The sequence below is a fragment of the Psychrobacter sp. P11G3 genome, assembly GCF_001435845.1.
GTDB lineage: Bacteria > Pseudomonadota > Gammaproteobacteria > Pseudomonadales > Moraxellaceae > Psychrobacter.
The window spans coordinates 2,091,875-2,110,474 of record NZ_CM003596.1; the positions used below are offsets into that span (position 1 = coordinate 2,091,875).

Genomic DNA, 18,600 nt, shown 5'->3' on the forward strand with positions numbered 1-18,600 from the left:
AAATGATTCTTTGTATATTGAGTTTTAGTCTAATTGGTTTTCAGGTCTATTTTAGAGAAAAGTTAAACACGCTCGATAATGGTGGCAATTCCCATACCACCACCCACGCATAGCGTAATCATAGCGGTCTTTAGGTCGCGACGTTCTAGCTCATCAAGGACAGTCGTCATTAGCATCGCGCCAGTTGCGCCAAGCGGATGACCCATAGCGATTGCACCACCATTGACATTGACAATATCAAGCGAGACTCCAAAATCATCAGCGGTATTCATCGGTACAGCAGCGAAGGCTTCATTAATCTCCCAAAGATCTATATCAGAAGCTTGCATGTCCGCTTTATCGAGGGCTTTTTGGCAAGCTGGTGTCGGACCTGTCAGCATAATGGCAGGCTCTGAACCAATGACTGAGGCCATCGTGATTTTGGCGCGTGGTTTTAGCCCTGCTTTTTGACCAGCCGCCGCACTACCGACCAAACAAATAGCAGCCCCATCAACGATGCCAGAGGAGTTACCCGCATGATGCACGTGATTGACGGTTTCAATCGTCGTATATCTATCCAAAATAACGCTATCAAAGCCCATTTTTCCCGGCATAATAAAAGAAGGTTTTAGCCCAGCTAAGGTCTCGACATTGGTATTAGGACGGATAGTTTCATCTTTATCTAACAGCATCATGCCATTGATATCGGTGACAGGGATGACAGATTTGTCATAATAGCCCTTCTCCCACGCCTGTGCAGCGCGGCGATGCGACTCGGTAGCAAAGGCATCGACATCACTACGACTAAAGCCTTTGAGCGTCGCGATGGTATCCGCGCCCACTCCTTGCGGCACGAAATGCGTCGCTTCATTCACACGCGGATCCATGTACCAAGCACCGCCATCAGAGCCCATCGGCACACGGCTCATAGACTCCACACCGCCTGCCACTACCATGTCTTCCATACCTGACATGACTTTGGCAGCAGCTAAATTAATAGACTCTAAACCAGAGGCACAGAAACGAGACAATGTTAACCCAGCCACACTTTGTGCCCAGCCAGCATCAATAGCAGCGATACGCGCAATATCAGAACCTTGCTCACCCACCGGTGTCACGCAGCCAAGCACCAAATCATCGACCAAGCTGGTATCCAAGTTGTGACGCTGTTGCATCTCTTTCAACAAAGTTCGCATCAGCCAAATCGGTGATGCCTGATACAACGAACCGTCCTTTTTGCCTTTGCCACGTGGCGTGCGGATAGCATCATAAATATAAGCAGTCTCAGTCATAAAAAATCCTTTTTTTATTTTTTAAATAAACAACAATTATCGTAGTCTTATAATATAAGCGTCTACATAAAGCGTGAAGCCAGCTCTTTCATAATTTCATTGGTGCCGCCATAGATTTTTTGCACGCGCGCATTAGCATATAAACGTGCGATAGGATACTCTGTCATATAGCCATAGCCACCAAACAGCTGCACGCATTCGTCGATAACTTCACACTGTTTTTCGGTGACCCAATATTTGATCAATGAGGCATGCGGTACAGACAGTTTGCCATCTAACATCGCATCTACTGCCGCATCACACATGGTGCTAGCAGCAAGATAATCGGCATAGCATTCCGCCATCTTAAAGCGGGTATTTTGAAACTTCCAAATAGGTTTGCCAAAGGCTTCGCGCCCTTTTACGTAATCTAAGGTTAAATTGATTGCCAGCTTCATCGAGCCAACCCCTGATAGCGCAATGATTAAACGCTCACGTGGCAACTCCTGCATCATTTGGATAAAGCCCATACCTTCTACCGTACCCAACAGGTTGGTTTGTGGTACACGTACATTGCTAAAGAACAGCTCTGAGGTGTCTTGAGAGGTCAAACCAATCTTGTCGAGATTACGTCCACGCTCAAACCCTTCTACTTTATCAGTTTCTACGATGATAAGTGAGACGCCTTGTGCGCCTTTTTCACGGTCTGTTTTGCATGCTAATAGGATAAGATTGGCATGCTGACCATTAGTGATAAAAGTCTTAGAACCATTGATAATGTAGTCATCACCATCTTTTACCGCATAGGTTTTGATGTTTTGTAAGTCAGAGCCAGTACCAGGCTCGGTCATGGCGATAGCGCCGATATATTCACCCGTTGCCATTTTGGGTAGCCACGCCTGTTTTTGTTCTTCAGTACCGTGGTCTAAAATATAAGGCGCGACAATGCCTGAGTGCACCATACCGCCAAATCCCGATTGATTGGCCTCAGTCTGTGCGTAGATAAGTGCCGCTTCATGGCCAAAATCCCCGCCACCGCCGCCATACTCAGCTGGTATCGCCGCACACAGAAACCCCATCTCGCCTGCCTCTTCCCACGCAGCGCGATCAATCATGCCATTTTTGCGCCACTGCTCGTCCTTGGGATCCCAAGATTGGAACATTTTCAGGGCGCTATCGTGCACCATTTGATGTTCTTCGGTCATCCAATTGGGTGTGAACTTTTCAATACTCATGGTGTCTATCCTTGACAAGGTGGAGTGAATAAAACTATATAGTCAAGTATATATAAATCCGCTACATCGTCATCCTTGCTAAGCATACTAATGTATAACTTGCACTCGGTTTCCTTGTATCGAAATTATATTGAACTGACTATAACTAAGTCGTTTTAAAAATTTATGGTAATTTATATTACCGTTTCAAAGGAACTAAAAACCCTTTGTACTTATTAATGATCAAGCCTTATACTAGGACAGGAAAAATCAGTTCGCAACCAATTAAATAAAAATGGTAATTCAAATTACTCATTAATTTAATAATGAGAACTAGTCAGCAATTTGTTCAATTGGTAGGACATATCAAATAGCCAATACTTTAAGAAGCGATAAATATGAAAACCTTTAATCAGTCAGATAGCCTCACGCAAACTCGATCTCTAGCGCCTCTATCCGATATGCGGCCCGCAACTTTGGATAAAATTGAACAAGCTGTTCGTAAAGTCTTTGCAGGATTTGATGCGAATGAAGTGACGATGGCGCAGATTGCAAAGTCTGCAAACGTTTCCTTGCAAACGCTCTACAAGTATTTCGGAGACAAGCAAACGCTGTTTTATACCATTATGGATATTGTGCTCGGCAGATTAGCCGCTCGAATTATGGATCATTTGCAAGGGATTGATAGCGTACAAGATCGTCTACGTAAGACACTGTGGGTCTGCTTTGATTTTGTAGACTCGCATCCAGATGCGGTGATGGTTCTGTCTTCTGTCTCGGCCTCACGTATACGTAATATCGCAATCTATGAAAACAAAGAGTTAATTGGGGCGTTTTTAGCGGTATTAGAAGATGGACAAAATCGTGGGGTGCTCAATGACACTGTTCCTTTGCACATACTCTTTGATGTGTTTATGGGGTTTATCAGTCGACTTGGTTTAATGCATACCATTCGCCAAACAGAAACACCGTTAAATGCAGAGTTTGATGCGCTATTTGTGATTTTATGGCGCGCCATCTCTAAGCCTGAAGCCTGACGCTTAAAATGAATTTTATAAAACTGATATTTAGCAGTGTTTGTCTCTTACAAGAAAACATAACGTAAAAAACCAAAAAGCCCCACAATAAAGTGAGGCTTTTTTATACTGAGTCTTCTAATTTATACTAAGGCTTCTTAGTCGATGAGCTTAGATTATTACACTCTTCATATACTCACAGCATTTTAGATACTGCTAGATTTTGGCAATCCATACTCTGCATGGTCGACCACATGGTTGTCTTGTTCAATAGTCAGTCGATAGGCTTTGATTATACCGTCGTATGGCAAACTGCCCTCATACTGCTGATAATGCTCACAGATGCTGTCTTGAATCACTGATTTACGTGCAGCATCGTCTAATTTGGCAAAACCGCTAGGCAGATGTACTTGCGCAAAACGTGAAGCCGCGCCACGAGACATCCAATTGTCAGCACTCGTAAATGTAAAATCTACTTCCGCTCGTAAGCTATATCTAGGTAGCGTGTTAGAGTGATTCGCCAAGCCATATTTAATCTGCGCAATATCTTCTGCGAATGGCTGATACGGTATCTCAAGTACGGCAAATAGTTTTGCTAAAAACTCATCAGCGGTAAAGTGCTTGTCCATATAGCTACCATCAAGCCCAAGGAATTTGCTCGAAAGTACATGGCGTAGGCGGTCATAGGCAGGTATGGTATGTTTAAGAGGATAGCCCATTTGCTTGACGATATCTTGCGGGCGCAGCTCAAGCGACTCTATTTGATTGATAATATATTGCGCTAGAGAATGGCGTGGGTGATAACGACGGGTATATTTAGATGGGTTAGCAATGTGGCTCATGATATTGAACACCTTAGACTCCTGTTACTCCGACGAAAAAGTATGATATACGCCCAAATAGGCAAAAAATCAGGCACAAATGAGGTTGTCGGAGTACAGGCTCATGCGCTTTACCAGAGTTGTTTTATATCGTGCTGGAAGTTGCAAGGTTTGTCACGCCGCCATGAGACTATTGTCATGGTCGGCGATAACAAAACTGTTAAACCCACGATAGATCGTTCAACGATGATAGCACATCAGATGACAAAAAATAAATACCGATATTTGTGACCGTTTGTGAATAATTTTTTTTCACTTTGCGCATTCAATCTTAGACATTTCGATCCACTACTTATTCATGTATTAAAAAGAGGCACAACATCGAAGTATTAGGGTTGAATTATTAAAAGTTATACTTGATAGCCTAACGATTGACGTCAACGACTATTCGACCACGAACCTTACCATCCAATAACTCGCTGGCTGTCGGAATGACTTCGCTTAGGCCAATTTCTCTGGTGATTGCATCCAATTGCGTCATATCCAAGCTTGTGCTCAAACGCTGCCATGCTTCTACACGCTCATCATAAGGTCGCGTCACGCTATTAATACCAAGCAAACTGACTCCGCGCAAAATAAAAGGCGCAACAGTAGCAGGGAAATCCATGCCTTGAGCCAATCCACAAGTAGCGACTAGACCATCCTCACACGTGCTAGCACAAACGTTGGCCAGCGTATGACTACCAACAGAATCAATTGCGGCAGTCCATCTCTCTTTTCCAAGTGCGCGTCCCGGACTACTCAGTTCAGCACGGTCAATGATCGTCGTTGCACCAAGGCTTTTTAAGTATTCTGCTTCCTCTAGACGTCCCGTAGAAGCTGTGACAGAGTAACCTTGGTTGGCTAAAAGTGCGATAGCAAAGCTACCAACGCCGCCATTAGCACCCGTCACCAATACTTCACCACGCTCTGGTGTCAGTCCATGACGCTCCAATGCGATTAGACAAAGCATCGCGGTATATCCTGCTGTGCCAATTGCCATCGCCTGACGTTCAGTCATCGACTCAGGGAGTGGGATAAGCCAGTCACCGTTTAATCGTGCTTTTTGTGATAGACCGCCCCAATACTTCTCACCCACACTCCAACCATTTAACAACACCTTGTCGCCAACTTTGTAGCGAGGATGACTGCTTGTTTCGACAGTGCCCGCTAAATCAATTCCTGGAACCATAGGAAATGTGCGTACCACAGGGCTACGACCAGTAATGGCCAATCCGTCTTTGTAGTTGAGCGTGCTATATGCCACACGAACCGTGACATCTCCTTCTGGTAATTGCGTATCCTGTATTTCAGTCAGATTAGACTGATAAACATCATCATTTTTTTCAATTAATATTGCATTAAACATAGTAGCTCCTATTTAGACCAATCGTCTATAAATGAGTAAAAAATAATTTAGACCAGTCGTCTAAAAATATGGATAAAAAAATTACTTCTGTATTCCTGCTACAAAACCTCGGAAAAAAGTATCTAATGGACTGACATCTTGCGTCAACTTAGCACGCAGAACCGCACCTTCCCAACCAATCCAAAAGAAAGCAGCCAGCTCATCACAATCACTATTCGAAGGTATCTGTCCTTGTTGTACTGCAAGACGCAAGCAAGCCGCTAAACGCTCCTGCCAATCAAGCAATATGTTTTCTAACTCACAACGAAAGCTCTCAGGCAACACGACAATCTCTTGGCCCAAGTTTCCTACCAAACAGCCGCGTCGAAATTCATGCTTGATCATTCCCGACTTAGCATCTTCAACGAAGTCACTAATACGCTGCATGGGAGATACTTGCTCATTCAGAAAACAATGATCTAGCTTGCGAGCAAAATACAACGCGTACTGCCGCAACACTTCCTGTCCAAATGCTTCTTTGTTTTTGAAATAATTGTAGAAAGAGCCTTTAGGCACATTGATACGTTTGAGTATGGCATCGATACCAGTGGTCGCAAAGCCTTGCTCTGTCAACATCTCCATCCCAGATCTCAAAAGAGCTTCACGGGTATCCGTAAACTCGCGTTCAACATTAGGTGGACGCCCTCGACGGGCTTTTGGCTTAGTAATCGTCATTCATAGATATTATGACCGATCGTCTTTAATGTCAATCAATTAATTTTAGCGGTTTATTTATCCATCAGTCGCGACAGTTTTTTGACTGTCCTCGCTATCAGTCTTCACCATGATATGTTGACTCATCCATCCAAACGATGGGATCTTCGCACAGATGAGTTACGTGATACCAGACATCACTACTACGAGCGATACGGTGATGACCGCCTGCAAAATAATCGACGTCCCAGCTGTCAGGTAAATCCACTAAGGTTCGTTTAGCGACCGCTACGTCTAAGCTTTCATCGTCGACTTCTACCATGACTCGTACCATCTCAGTATTGGTTGTGGGAAAAGACAGCTTCATATCAGCCACGTCAGGGATACGGTCAGCCAATACCTCACTTGGATAGACACAAGGCGCAATCAACAGCGCGCGCAAGTTGTATGTATGAGCAAAATGATTGGCAAACCAGCCGCCAAGCGAATGCCCCGCCAACACTACTCGTGGATACTGTGCGATTTTCTCGCGAATCAATGCATCATAAATTTCAAATATTTCTGCAAAACTCTCTCGATAATTGACCGTTTGACAGTATTTAGGCTCACGCGTGATACACGTATATTTACTGGTCTCATTACTTGAATCAAGACCATGAAAAAACAGTAAAAATGTATCATTGTTTTCAATAGGAAACATCATAAGGTTCTCCTTTTTTAATTATTATTTAGGCTTATTATTGACAACTTGGCTTATAAATTAAACTGGTTTTTGACTATCAACTATCAACCTGCGCTTGATATAAGCTTAAAATCTCCTCACAAGCCTGCATTGAGATATTTTTTGCAAAACCTTCATTAAACCAAAAGTCATAAACCGCTTGGACAATAGCTTTCACCGTTTCTGCATTTTCTGGCTTTTGTTCTTTTAGTTTCATCGCAATGTCTTACGCTTGTATATCCGACTCACTATAGGGCGCGCTCCAGCCCACGCCATAACGATAAAGCACATCATTGATTGCCAATATGAATATAGCATTGGGCACCCCAAATGAACCGATAAGCCTGTCAAGCATTGCACAGCGCTCTTCATAAATATTGACCTCTATCGGCATATCAGCTTGATCAAACAAACAGTCACAACTCACCATGTGCGAGGGCTTACTAAAGTCATCCCACAGCAACGGATAAGTTCCTCGAATCCCGCCCTTTTCCACTACATTAAACTGCCAAATCGCATAATGAGTATCTGGCCCTTTATAAGGCACATGTACGAACCACTGCATCATCACATCACTGTCGTACATGATATGAGTGCTACCAATCCTCACGCCCTGCTTAGGCAGTACATCCTGATATACGCTATCCATATCATCACTATAGAGCGTCACTTTACGTAAGTTTTCATCACTGGTATCGCCTAACTTCGCTCGTGCTTCGTTTATATTTCGATAGGGTTTAAATGGCGCTACCCATCTGAGCATCTCATTAGTATTGTTCACGAAATAAATATCATCTTCATAACTGTCTATAGAAACCGTTTCGAGGTAAAACAATGGCTGTTTTCGTACTCGATCTCTCTCATCATTTGTTAGTGCCGTTATACCAGATAGCTTTGAGCCATCCGACCACTCGAAATTATCTAACCGTTTTTGCTCAAACTGATACTTTAATGTCGTCATATTTATATCCTTATTATTTTGATTCTGGTTGTTTAGCTGCAGTTTTTCGTTGTTGTTGTATTCTGAATGCTGATTTCGAGCCAGCCGAGCCTATTCGCCATTGTTTAAATGACGTCATTATCTCTAAAGTTAAGTAAATTAATCGACTTGGTGAGGTAGTATTTTTTTAATTCTGATAGACTTTTTAGCCACAGTTTTTCGCTGTTACATTGCTAATATTTTTGCAACGCCAACGAGCTTTTTTCTGCTAAGTTTTTTGTTTATTAATAAATATGGTTTTTTAGGTTTGTACAGGCACAGAAGTTTAGGATTAAACGTAAATAACACTACTAGAAAGACTTCGCTAAAATAGCGCTTTAAAAACTCAGTTAAGAAGTGAAGCATTGCGCTCCGAGGGTTAACTGGTTTTTTTATCTCATGTCATTTTGCCTGACCTAATAACTATAATATAAGCTCACATAAAAATAAAGCTGTTTAAAATTATTTGCGACAACTAGTGTCGCTTCTTTTTAAATCAATTGTAGTCTAGTCGTTAGCAAGGAGCCCAACACAATAAGTATAATTAACGATAGTTTCATATTACTCAAGTATCTTCAATAAACGTCCAATTAACAATCCTTATCAAAAAACACCTTTCACGATCGACGTGGGCTTGCTATCTTGCCCCGCAAACCTTGTATTCTAATTAAGCCTACCCCACTTTGACCTATCACACGTAGTATTCGCATCTGTATTGGACTTTATGACACATAACCTTGAGGCCAGCTCAAACGCTCGCCGAACTCAGTATTTTCAAGTATTTTTGATGGGCGTTAGTGCCTTTATTATGAACACCACAGAATTTGTCCCTGTGGCGCTGTTGAGCGACATTGCCCAAGACTTCTCTATTACGACGGCAGAGACTGGCTGGATGTTGACACTCTATGCTTGGATTGTCGCAGCGATGTCATTGCCACTAATGTTATTGACCAGTCGATTTGAGCGCAAACGTTTACTCTTGGGTCTTTTTACCGTATTTATTGCCAGTCATGTGCTATCCGTATTTGCCTGGAGCTTTGATGTGCTGCTCATTAGCCGAGTTGGAATTGCGTTATCGCATGCGATATTTTGGTCGATCACAGCTGCAATCGCGATACGTGTCGCGCCTGAAGGTAAGAAAGCCATGGCGCTTAGTGTACTGGCGACTGGTACATCGCTAGCAATGGTCCTGGGTGTACCGCTGGGGCGTTTGGTTGGGCAATGGTTTGGTTGGCGTGCGACCTTTGGCGGTATCGGCGTCATTGCCTCAATTGTATTTATTCTACAAGCAAGACTCTTACCAACGCTACCTAGTATGTTTGAAGGGTCTTTTAGAAAAATTCCAGAACTACTTAAAAACCCTTTATTGGTTTGTCTATACCTGCTTATTTTATTGGTCTTTACAGCGCACTATACAGCTTATTCTTATATAGAACCGTTCATGCGCCAAGTCGGTAATATCAGTGAAAACGCTGCAACTTTTGTACTGTTGCTATTCGGGGCAGCAGGAATTTTAGGTAGTGTTATTTTCAGTCGTTGGGGTGATCGGTTCAATACCAGATTGATGCTAATATCGACAATACTGATGCTCGTGTCTATGCTTGCGCTGTTGCTAGCAGTGACCTCTGTATGGGCGCTCAGCTTTATCGCCTTACTTTGGGGCGCAGCGCTCATGCTGCTTATTATTTCGATGCAAGCCAAAATCATTATGGTCGATGTCAATGCGCAAGACATGCTGATGTCGATGTTCTCAGGTATTATTAATTTGGGAATTGGTACGGGTGCGCTATTCGGTGGTTATGCCGTCACGCACATTTCACTATCTAGCGTAGGATACACAGGTGCGGCTATCGCAGTTGTGGCGTTACTCTTAATGCTATTCATGATCAAGCGTTTTCCTGAATTGAGTAAGCGACTTGGCTAGCTAATAAACTGATATTAGATAGTATCCAAAAAACAGCAGACAGTAAGTAACCGTCAGAAAATAACAAGCAGAATGCCAGCCATATAAATGGGCTGGCATTTTCTTTATGTGTGAATACAACACTGTAGCCTACAAATCATTTCAAGGATTTCTTAGACACCGATTGAACGAACGTTCAGGTACAGTTATACTAATTTTATTGGACATAAGTATACTTAGGCTATAAGTATATTTAATAAAGGACTGATAGGGATTAAGCACAAAAGGATGAGTGTGAAATGGATACTATTCAAAACAAGGAAGTCATTACCTACGATTTAAATTTAGTGACGATATATATTGGGAATTTTCAACTTGTTGGAGATTCGTGATGCCTAATGGAATGACTCAACAAAACAGTCAAGATCAAGGAAATCAAGATAACACTGCGCCCCTTAGATTGGGTAAATTACATTACGCTTGGATAGTCGCTGCGACAGGCTCTGTAGCAATGTTCTGCGGACTTGGGTTAGGACGATTCGCATTTGGCATGTTACTGCCATCCATGTCATCTTCTTTAGGATTAAATTATACTCAAAGCGGAATCTTAGGATTCACCAACCTGATAGGATATCTGGTTGCAGTGCTTCTAAGTCCTTTTATTCTACCTCGATTAGGTACTCGAATTACTGCGACGGCAAGCCTCCTCCTCATTGCTGTTTCTATGTTCGGTATGGCTTTTACCACCAGTTTTCCAGTACTCTGCGCGCTCTATGTATTGACAGGTATCGGTAGCGGTGGCGTAGTCTTACCAATGATGAGCGTCATGTCGCATTGGTTTTTTCCTTCACACCGCGGGCTCGCTTTAGGATTGGTCATGGCGGGACCCGGCTTTGGTATCATTTTATCAGGCTTTGTCGTACCCAAACTCTTACCCATCTCTACTCTACTGTCTTGGCAGACAGGTTGGCTAATTTTCGCCGTGATTAATATTGCGGTAGCTTGGCTTACTTTTACTTTGATTCGTAATCATCCAGACGATGTCAGCCAAAGCCCTTTTGGGCGCGCACCCACCTTACCTGTTAAAAATAAGAAAAAGCTAGAACGTAGCAATATTAAGCTGCTTGTACATTTAGGTGTCATCTTTGCTATTTATGGCGCCACCTATATGGTTTACGTCACCTTCATCGTGACCAGTATGGTTGGCTCGTACCAACTAAGTGAAGCGACTGCTGGTGGTGTTTGGGCATGGATTGGACTGCTTAGCATGTTCTCAGGCATGTTGTTTGGCTGGATTTCTGACCACATTGGTAGACGCCTTGGTCTGGCACTGGCTTTTTTCTTCCTTACCATCGCTTATCTGTTGGTCGGACTCACTGATTGGAGTTTAGGGCTGTATTTGTCTATTATCTTGTTTGGTTTAGTAGTGTGGAGTGTGCCTGTCATTATGGCAGCTTCTGCAGGTGATTATTTCGGGCCTGCGGCGGCGGCAAGTGCGCTCGCAGCGCTGACTTTTGCCTTTTCAGGTGGACAGGCTCTCGGGCCAGTGGCAGCAGGCTATCTTGCAGAAGCCACTGGAGACTTTAGTATCAGTTATATGATATCTGGTATCGCCGCTTTTATAGCGCTTGGACTTGCCTTATTATTGCGTCCACAAAAACAAGCTTAATTCCAGTCTCTATAGTATTGATACTCCTAACTATACTTTGCTCTTGCTGCCAGTGACATCTGTATGCGCATTTGGCCTGATTATCTTACTGTGGAGTGCTGTTTTGATACTGTTTATGATTGGGCTGTTTTCTTGCAATTTTACAATCAAAACGATTGCTAGCTTTCTAAAAAGTGGTTACACTCGGTTGACAAACTATTACATTGATGACAAGGAAGTCGCTATGCCTCGTAATACCTCACGTTCTAAAATTAGCCATACCACTCTTAAAACTTTTACCAAAAGCATGCTTGCTATCAGCCTATCTATCGCTGGTATTTCTCACGCAAATGCTTATGACAGTGTCACCTTTTTCGGTGATAGCCTGACCGATGGTGGCTATTTTAGTTCCATAACTCAGGGTAACTTAGGACTCACAGAATCAGGTCAGTTCACTACCAATCCCGATAACACATGGGCGACCTCATTCGCTGAGCAGCTAGGTACCACGGCTGTTCCCATTGTCTATCTTGGAAATCAAACTGGCAATAACTACGCTATTGGCGGGGCAAGAGCCGGTGAAGAAGTTATAAATACAGATTTTGGATTTCCAGTGGATGTAGCCTCTGCCAAAACTCAAACAAACAATTATTTAGCCAATAACAAAGTAGACCCTAATGGTCTATATGTAGTATGGGCCGGTGCAAATGATTTACGTGAAGCGGCTGAAGCTGAAGATCCTGCTAATGCTCAAGCGACCATACTTGGCGCAGTAGAAAGACAGACCGAAACGATTCAGGCACTAAAAGACAATGGTGCCAAATATATTTTAGTGCCTAATATTCCTGATATTGGTTTGACCCCTGAAGCTATTGGTCAAGGACCTATTGCTCAGGCGCAAAGTACTGGCGCTACCAGGCTATACAATCAATTTATGCTGAGTGGCGTAGCGGGTACTGGGGCTAATATCATCCCGTTAGACACTTTTAGCTTATTACAACAAATCGCTAGTAATCCTACGGCTTATGGATTTACTAATATGACCACGCCAGCCTGTACTGAAGACTTGGTTACTGATAGCTCACTATTTTGCGGGTCAAGCAACCTAAAAATACCTGATGCCAACGAAACCTACTTTTTCGCTGATGGCATTCACCCGACTGGTCAAGCACATCAAATGATTGCCGACTATGCAAATGCTGTAGTCACAGCGCCTAGCTTAATCGGTGTACTACCTCATATTGCAACGACAACCGGACTTGCAACCAATGAGCGCTTACAGTCACATGTCAACCAAATCCAAAGCAGTGAGCAAAAACCTGCCCGTACACTATGGGCCGTTGGTGAAGTCGCTAATCAAGAAATTGCAGGGTTTGATGGTGATAATAATACCCAAGTATTGCTGGGCGTAGATTTTTCTCATCCTAACTCAGCCAATGCAGTGACAGGCTTATACGGCAACATCACTCAAAAAGACTTTGAAAACTCAGACGTTGGCACAGGTTTGAGTGATATTGATCTAGGAGAGATCGGTTTTGGTGTCTATCATAGCAACAAGTTTGGCGGCTTACAGATCAATGGTGCTGCAGGATTTGGCAACATGGATGTCGATGTCACACGTGCTGTGACACTAGGCAGTAACCAACAACAGTTTAAGTCAAATGCTGATGGCAAGCGCTTTTATGCCAACTTGCAGGCAGGCTACCCAATGCAAGTGAGCAATATTGCCGTCACGCCTTATATCGGTGCAACAGCGAGCCGCGTAAAAATTGACGGACTCAAAGAAAAAGAGATGTCTGGCATTGCTATGCAGTTCGATGAGCAGAAATACTCTACGACATATGGCAAGCTTGGTCTCAAAGCCAATCATAGCTTGATGGAGAACCTCAACTTATTTGGTGACATTCATTACCAAAAGCAGCTGAGTGACAATCGCGAAGCGGTAACCGCACGTTTGAATACGCTACCAAATATCAGCTTTGAGACGCCTATGGTCGAAACTGATGATGATAACGTTGCCATGACACTTGGCCTATCTAGAAGCTTTGGTCTATTGAACGCCAATGCTGGTGTCACACATTCACAAGGTGATGACGACGACTCAACCAGCCTATTTGTTGGACTTAATGGTGCATTCTAAATAAGTCGTTAATCTAGAATAATGGTATAGGTGACAATTAATCGCCTATACCATTCTAAATTCAAAAAAACCTCATAGCCTATTGCAGCTTTTGCTCTATAAGTTTTCTGCCGCACAACTTCTCAACGACAAAACCTACTATCACAAACTCTCTAAAAATCTACTTTACCGCGCAAAGCCTTTGTCTTACCACGCTGGGTCTTTTTATCCACCCGTTTACGTTTGGCGTTTCTGCTAGGTTTGGTAGGCCTTCTCGTTTTATTCACGTGAGTGGCTTTGGTTATAAAGCTTTGTAACCGCTCAAGCGCATCTATTTTATTGCGTTCTTGCGTACGAAACTGCTGCGCCTTAATAATTAGCACGCCTTCCTTGGTTATTCGGCTATCTTTGCTATTTAACAGTCGCTGCTTATATTCATCACTCAGACTTGAGTTGTTAATATCAAAACGCAGGTGAATGGCAGAAGATACTTTGTTGACATTCTGCCCACCTGCGCCTTGCGCTCGTATGGCGCTGATCTCTACCTCGTTATCATTGAGGCTAATATTATTATTAATGAAAATCATAGTATGCTTTTATCGAATGTGAATGGATATGGTTTATGATAAAGCATTATATAGTCAATACTCTATAAATTAGGTACGGTGTCAGTCTCGCTTAGTATACTGCTTGTAATACTCTCACTCGGCTTTCTAGGGCATGTCCTCATTTTAAGAATGGGGGTAAAAACAAGGAAAATAGCGCAGATAATATCGAGATATTAGTCAGCTGTTTGACGCCATTTGGTAAGATTTATCCATTTTTAACCCATTTAGATAACTATCGATTGAGGACACGCCCTAGTATCTAAATTATATTGAGCCGACTATGGATTGGCCTGCTACTTTGCCAACAGTTGACGACTACGCTCAATCACTGGTGCATCGACCATCTCTCCATCTATCTTGAATACTGCCTGTCCACTGTGCTCATACTCCTCAACCACACGCTGTGCAAATAACAAAGTCTCATTTGTTGGTTGCAATACTTGTTGGACGACCGCCACTTGTTTGGGATGAATACACAGCATTCCTGACATGCCCATTTGTGACCATAACTGTACTCGCTCGCTCAGTCCAACTTCGTTATTGAAATCAGGATAAATGGTATCGATGGGCGGCGATAATTGGTGCACTTTTGACGTCAGGATTAGTTGATAGCGGATTTGGTTGGCGATGATATCAGCAGAAGGCGTTCCTACTTGTACTTGCAAATCATTGCACAAATCTAAAAACCCGTAACTAAACGCGGCTAGCCCAACTGCTTTTGCCATACTATCGATTTGATACAATCCTATCGCACTCTCAATCAATGCAATCACGGGTAAATTGGTAAGCTGATGTACGCTTTCTATATCTTCTGCTTGCTCAGTTTTGGCCAATAATACTCCCGATAAATGTGGCATTTTCTGACAGAGCACGATGTCTTTGAAAAATTCTTCGCTACCTGCCTTATTAATACGTACCCAAATTGGCTGATAACCTGCACTGTCGTGATATTGCTGCAATGCTTCGCGGGCAGCTGCCTTACTTTCTAAAGCCACTGCATCTTCTAAATCGACAATAACCACATCTGCACCACTATCAAAGGCTTTCGCCACTCTATCAATACGAGTCGCTGGCACAAACAGCCATGTTTTATTTTGAAAAATCGTTTTTATTTTATTGTGGATAATTGAATCCATGCGTGACTCCATCATGTTGTCCAAGTAGCTATTAGCATATTTATTATGCCACTATACAGCTGATGTTCATTTAAAATTAGCAATTTATTCGATAGTGCAAAACCAAGATTACTTAGACATTCTATTAAAAAACCAAATCAAAAAAACCGCATGAAAATTAATCTCATGCGGTTCTTGAGTCTAATGCAATTTTAAACAATTACTTTTCTTATCTAACCTATGTCTTATAGTCGATTCAATTTAAAAGTAGTACAAGGCAACCGAGTGTAGATGTATATGTAATACTTCAAGCGAGGTTAACGCTGTAATACTTTTTATAGTGGAATGACTATATAGATTATCTAATTAAGCCAGCATACCACCATCGACAACGATAGTCGCGCCTGTGGTATAGCTTGAAGCGTCCGACACTAGATATAATACCGTACCAGCCATCTCGTCAGGCTCAGCCACACGTCCTAGCGGAATTGAGTGTAGCGCCATTTTTAAGACTTTATCGTTAGTAGTCAATGCAGAGGCAAACTTAGTATCCGTCAAACCTGGCAATAGCGCGTTGACACGGATATTAAGTGGGCCACATTCTTTAGCAAATGCTTTGGTCATGCTGATGACAGCTGCTTTGGTGATTGAGTAGATACCTTGCTTATCGCCTGCTACTAAACCATTGACCGATGCGGTATTCAAGATGACACCGCCACCCTGCTCTTTCATCATTTTGCCAGCGGCCGTCGACATAAAGAAGTAACCACGGATATTAACTTCAACCGTTTTATCAAAAGCTGCTAAATCTGTATCTAAGATATGACCATAGTAAGGGTTGGCTGCAGCGTTATTGACTAAGATATCAATTTGACCAAATTCACTTTTGACATGCTCAAAAATTGCGTCAATTTGCTCCATGTCTCCCACGTGACAAGCGAAAGCACTGGCTTTATGACCGTCAGCTTTGATGCTATCAGCGACTGCTTGGCAAGCATCAATCTTACGACTAGATACGATAACGTGCGCGCCTCTTGATGCCAATAGACGGGCAATAGACTCACCAATACCACGGCTAGCACCAGTTACTAGAGCAACCTTACCGGTTAAATCAAATAAATCTTTCATCGTTGTTCCTTATATTTTTATAAATTTTATATTTTCAATAATTTTTGAGCGCTAAATTCATGTATCTAAAACGTGTATCTAAAATCAGATAACTAAACGCAGATAATCGCTGTCAAAACTAACAGCGATTATCGAGCACTAATGAAATGAACAAAGAGCGCTCAACGATCACGGTTACGCTAGCATACCACCATCTAAGGTGAAGGCATGACCGTTCATAAAGCTGCTTTCATCGCTGGCAAGCCATGCAATTGCACTAGAGATTTCACTAACGTTTCCTAGGCGGCGCAGTGGACTGGCCTTAATCGTTGCTTGCTGCGTACGCTCATCCATCGTTGCCATGGTATTGCGTACCATTGGCGTATCAATGAAGCTTGGGCATACCGCGTTAAAACGGATATTGGCACGAGCATACTCATGGGCAGCAGATTTGGTCAGACCCATGACCCCATGTTTAGCTGCACTGTAGGCTGAGATCATAGGCGCTGAACGCAGACCTGCAATAGATGCGACGTTGATCACATGACCACCGCCATTAGGCAGCATACAATTGACCGCAGCACGCATACAGTGCCACACACCTTTTAAATTCACGGCGATATTACGATCAAAATCATCATCGCTTAGCTCATGCATTGGTGAAGGCTTGTGGTCGATACCAGCGTTGTTTACCACAACATCTAAGCCACCAAGCGTTTCTACTGCAAAATCAAATAACGCACGCACTTCATCACCACTGGTCACGTCTACTTTTTTGAAGACGATACTGTTGCCAGCATCTTGACCTTGTTTAGCAACTGCTTCGCCCATTTCTTCTGCCATATCACCAATGACGACTTTTGCGCCGCGACTGGCTAGTAATAATGCACTTGCTGCACCGATGCCTGACGCACCGCCCGTGATCAAAATTCGTTTGCCAGCTACATCTGATGCAATTCCATTTGTATTCAGTGTCATGATCTATCCCTCTACCTTAAGTACTAGTTTGCCAAAATTTTCACCGTTAAAGAGCATCATCAAAGTATCAGGGAACGTCTCGATACCTTCAACGATATGATCTTTTACTTTCATATCGCCTGACTGAATCCAGTCAGCGATATCCTTCATTGCGATTGGATATTCTTTGATATTATCGAATACTACGATGCCTTCCATGCGAGCACGATTGACCAATAATGATAAATAGTTCGATGGGCCTTTTACTGCTGTGGTATTGTTATATTGGCTGATAGCCCCGCAAATAACGATACGCGCATGCAGATTGATCTGAGTAAGCACGTCATTTAAGATATCACCGCCTACGTTGTCAAAGTACACATCGACGCCATCTGGGCAGGTTTTCTTTAGTGCTTTTTTCACATCTTCGTTTTTGTAATCAATCGTCGCATCAAACCCAAGCTCATCGACCAAGAATTTGCATTTCTCAGCACCGCCCGCGATACCAACGACACGGCAGCCTTTAATTTTGGCAATCTGACCAACCAAGCTACCAACCGCACCAGCAGCTCCTGATACTACTACCGTTTCGCCTGCTTTTGGCTGACCCGTTTTCAGCAGACCGAAATACCCTGTCATACCTGGCATACCAAGTACGCCTAAGTAGTAAGACAGCGGCGCTAGACTTGGATCAACTTTATGCAGACCTGTGCCATCACTGACCGCATATGACTGTACACCGTCGTGACCTGCGACATAGTCACCTACTGCAAATTTCTCATGCTTACTTTCAATCACTTCACCCACAGTACCGGCGCGCATAACTTCACCAATTTGTACTGGCGCGATATAAGATTTGGCATCGTTCAGCCAACCACGCATCGCCGGATCGATAGAGATGTATTCAACCTTAATCAGCAACTGACCATCGGTAATCGTCGGTATTTCTGTCTCGGTATAATCCCAAGTTTCAGCGCTTGGCTCGCCTACAGGTCTTGCTTTTAGGCGCCATTGTTTATTTATCGTTGTCATGTCTCTTTC

Annotated in this window: 17 protein-coding genes; 4 read left to right on the forward strand and 13 right to left on the reverse strand. The window is 43.0% G+C overall.

What is annotated here, in order from left to right:
• Positions 1-62: 62 nt before the first annotated feature.
• Together AK824_RS08340 and AK824_RS08345 are read right to left on the reverse strand one after the other, a co-directional pair.
• On the reverse strand, positions 63-1,271 hold the full coding sequence (locus AK824_RS08340; protein WP_057760636.1) for an acetyl-CoA C-acetyltransferase: 1,209 nt from the start codon (positions 1,269-1,271) through the stop codon (positions 63-65).
• Between the two features lie 62 nt (positions 1,272-1,333).
• A complete protein-coding gene (locus AK824_RS08345) occupies positions 1,334-2,485 on the reverse strand; it encodes an acyl-CoA dehydrogenase family protein (RefSeq protein WP_057760638.1) in 1,152 nt (383 codons plus the stop codon).
• 377 nt (positions 2,486-2,862) lie between these two features.
• Here AK824_RS08345 and AK824_RS08350 point away from each other — a divergent pair, with 377 nt between their 5' ends.
• Complete coding sequence (locus tag AK824_RS08350; RefSeq protein WP_156410701.1) at positions 2,863-3,501, forward strand: TetR/AcrR family transcriptional regulator; 639 nt, start codon at positions 2,863-2,865, stop codon at positions 3,499-3,501.
• A gap of 185 nt (positions 3,502-3,686) precedes the next feature.
• On the opposite strand, the gene AK824_RS08355 is transcribed toward AK824_RS08350, so the two are convergent.
• The 6 genes from AK824_RS08355 to AK824_RS08375 all read right to left on the reverse strand — a co-directional run bounded on the left by AK824_RS08355 (position 3,687) and on the right by AK824_RS08375 (position 8,084).
• Positions 3,687-4,322, reverse strand: a complete 636-nt coding sequence (locus AK824_RS08355; RefSeq protein WP_156410702.1) for a hypothetical protein — start codon at positions 4,320-4,322, stop codon at positions 3,687-3,689.
• A 403-nt stretch (positions 4,323-4,725) separates the two neighbouring features.
• Entirely contained in the window at positions 4,726-5,709 is a 984-nt protein-coding gene (locus AK824_RS08360) for an acrylyl-CoA reductase (NADPH) (protein ID WP_057760643.1), read from the reverse strand.
• Positions 5,710-5,790: 81 nt separating this feature from the next.
• On the reverse strand, positions 5,791-6,423 hold the full coding sequence (locus AK824_RS08365; RefSeq protein WP_057760645.1) for an acrylate utilization transcriptional regulator AcuR: 633 nt from the start codon (positions 6,421-6,423) through the stop codon (positions 5,791-5,793).
• Between the two features lie 97 nt (positions 6,424-6,520).
• Positions 6,521-7,105: a YqiA/YcfP family alpha/beta fold hydrolase gene (locus tag AK824_RS08370; RefSeq protein WP_057760647.1), complete on the reverse strand. Its 585-nt coding sequence runs from the start codon at positions 7,103-7,105 to the stop codon at positions 6,521-6,523.
• A 76-nt stretch (positions 7,106-7,181) separates the two neighbouring features.
• On the reverse strand, positions 7,182-7,340 hold the full coding sequence (locus tag AK824_RS13555) for a hypothetical protein (RefSeq protein ID WP_156410703.1): 159 nt from the start codon (positions 7,338-7,340) through the stop codon (positions 7,182-7,184).
• Positions 7,341-7,349: 9 nt separating this feature from the next.
• Entirely contained in the window at positions 7,350-8,084 is a 735-nt protein-coding gene (locus AK824_RS08375; protein WP_057760649.1) for a hypothetical protein, read from the reverse strand.
• A 742-nt stretch (positions 8,085-8,826) separates the two neighbouring features.
• On the opposite strand from AK824_RS08375, the gene AK824_RS08380 reads away from it, so the two are divergent.
• The 3 genes from AK824_RS08380 (at position 8,827) to AK824_RS08390 (ending at position 13,793) form a co-directional block, all read left to right on the forward strand.
• Entirely contained in the window at positions 8,827-10,026 is a 1,200-nt protein-coding gene (locus tag AK824_RS08380; protein WP_057760651.1) for a sugar transporter, read from the forward strand.
• A gap of 370 nt (positions 10,027-10,396) precedes the next feature.
• Positions 10,397-11,674, forward strand: a complete 1,278-nt coding sequence (locus AK824_RS08385; RefSeq protein ID WP_082624611.1) for an MFS transporter — start codon at positions 10,397-10,399, stop codon at positions 11,672-11,674.
• A gap of 223 nt (positions 11,675-11,897) precedes the next feature.
• Entirely contained in the window at positions 11,898-13,793 is a 1,896-nt protein-coding gene (locus AK824_RS08390; protein ID WP_057760656.1) for an autotransporter domain-containing protein, read from the forward strand.
• A 152-nt stretch (positions 13,794-13,945) separates the two neighbouring features.
• On the opposite strand, the gene arfB is transcribed toward AK824_RS08390, so the two are convergent.
• The 5 genes from arfB to AK824_RS08415 form a co-directional block, all read right to left on the reverse strand.
• Entirely contained in the window at positions 13,946-14,359 is a 414-nt protein-coding gene (arfB, locus tag AK824_RS08395; RefSeq protein WP_057760658.1) for an alternative ribosome rescue aminoacyl-tRNA hydrolase ArfB, read from the reverse strand.
• Between the two features lie 314 nt (positions 14,360-14,673).
• Positions 14,674-15,516, reverse strand: coding sequence for an HpcH/HpaI aldolase/citrate lyase family protein (locus AK824_RS08400; protein ID WP_057760660.1), 843 nt, complete (start codon positions 15,514-15,516; stop codon positions 14,674-14,676).
• 345 nt (positions 15,517-15,861) lie between these two features.
• Positions 15,862-16,623 carry an SDR family oxidoreductase gene (locus AK824_RS08405; protein ID WP_057760662.1) on the reverse strand — a complete coding sequence of 254 codons (762 nt, stop codon included), beginning with the start codon at positions 16,621-16,623 and terminating at the stop codon, positions 15,862-15,864.
• 174 nt (positions 16,624-16,797) lie between these two features.
• The gene (locus tag AK824_RS08410; protein ID WP_057760664.1) at positions 16,798-17,580 is read right to left on the reverse strand and encodes an SDR family NAD(P)-dependent oxidoreductase; all 783 of its coding nucleotides are present in this window, start codon (positions 17,578-17,580) and stop codon (positions 16,798-16,800) included.
• 3 nt (positions 17,581-17,583) lie between these two features.
• Positions 17,584-18,591: an NADP-dependent oxidoreductase gene (locus AK824_RS08415; protein ID WP_057760666.1), complete on the reverse strand. Its 1,008-nt coding sequence runs from the start codon at positions 18,589-18,591 to the stop codon at positions 17,584-17,586.
• Between the last annotated feature and the right edge of the window lie 9 nt (positions 18,592-18,600).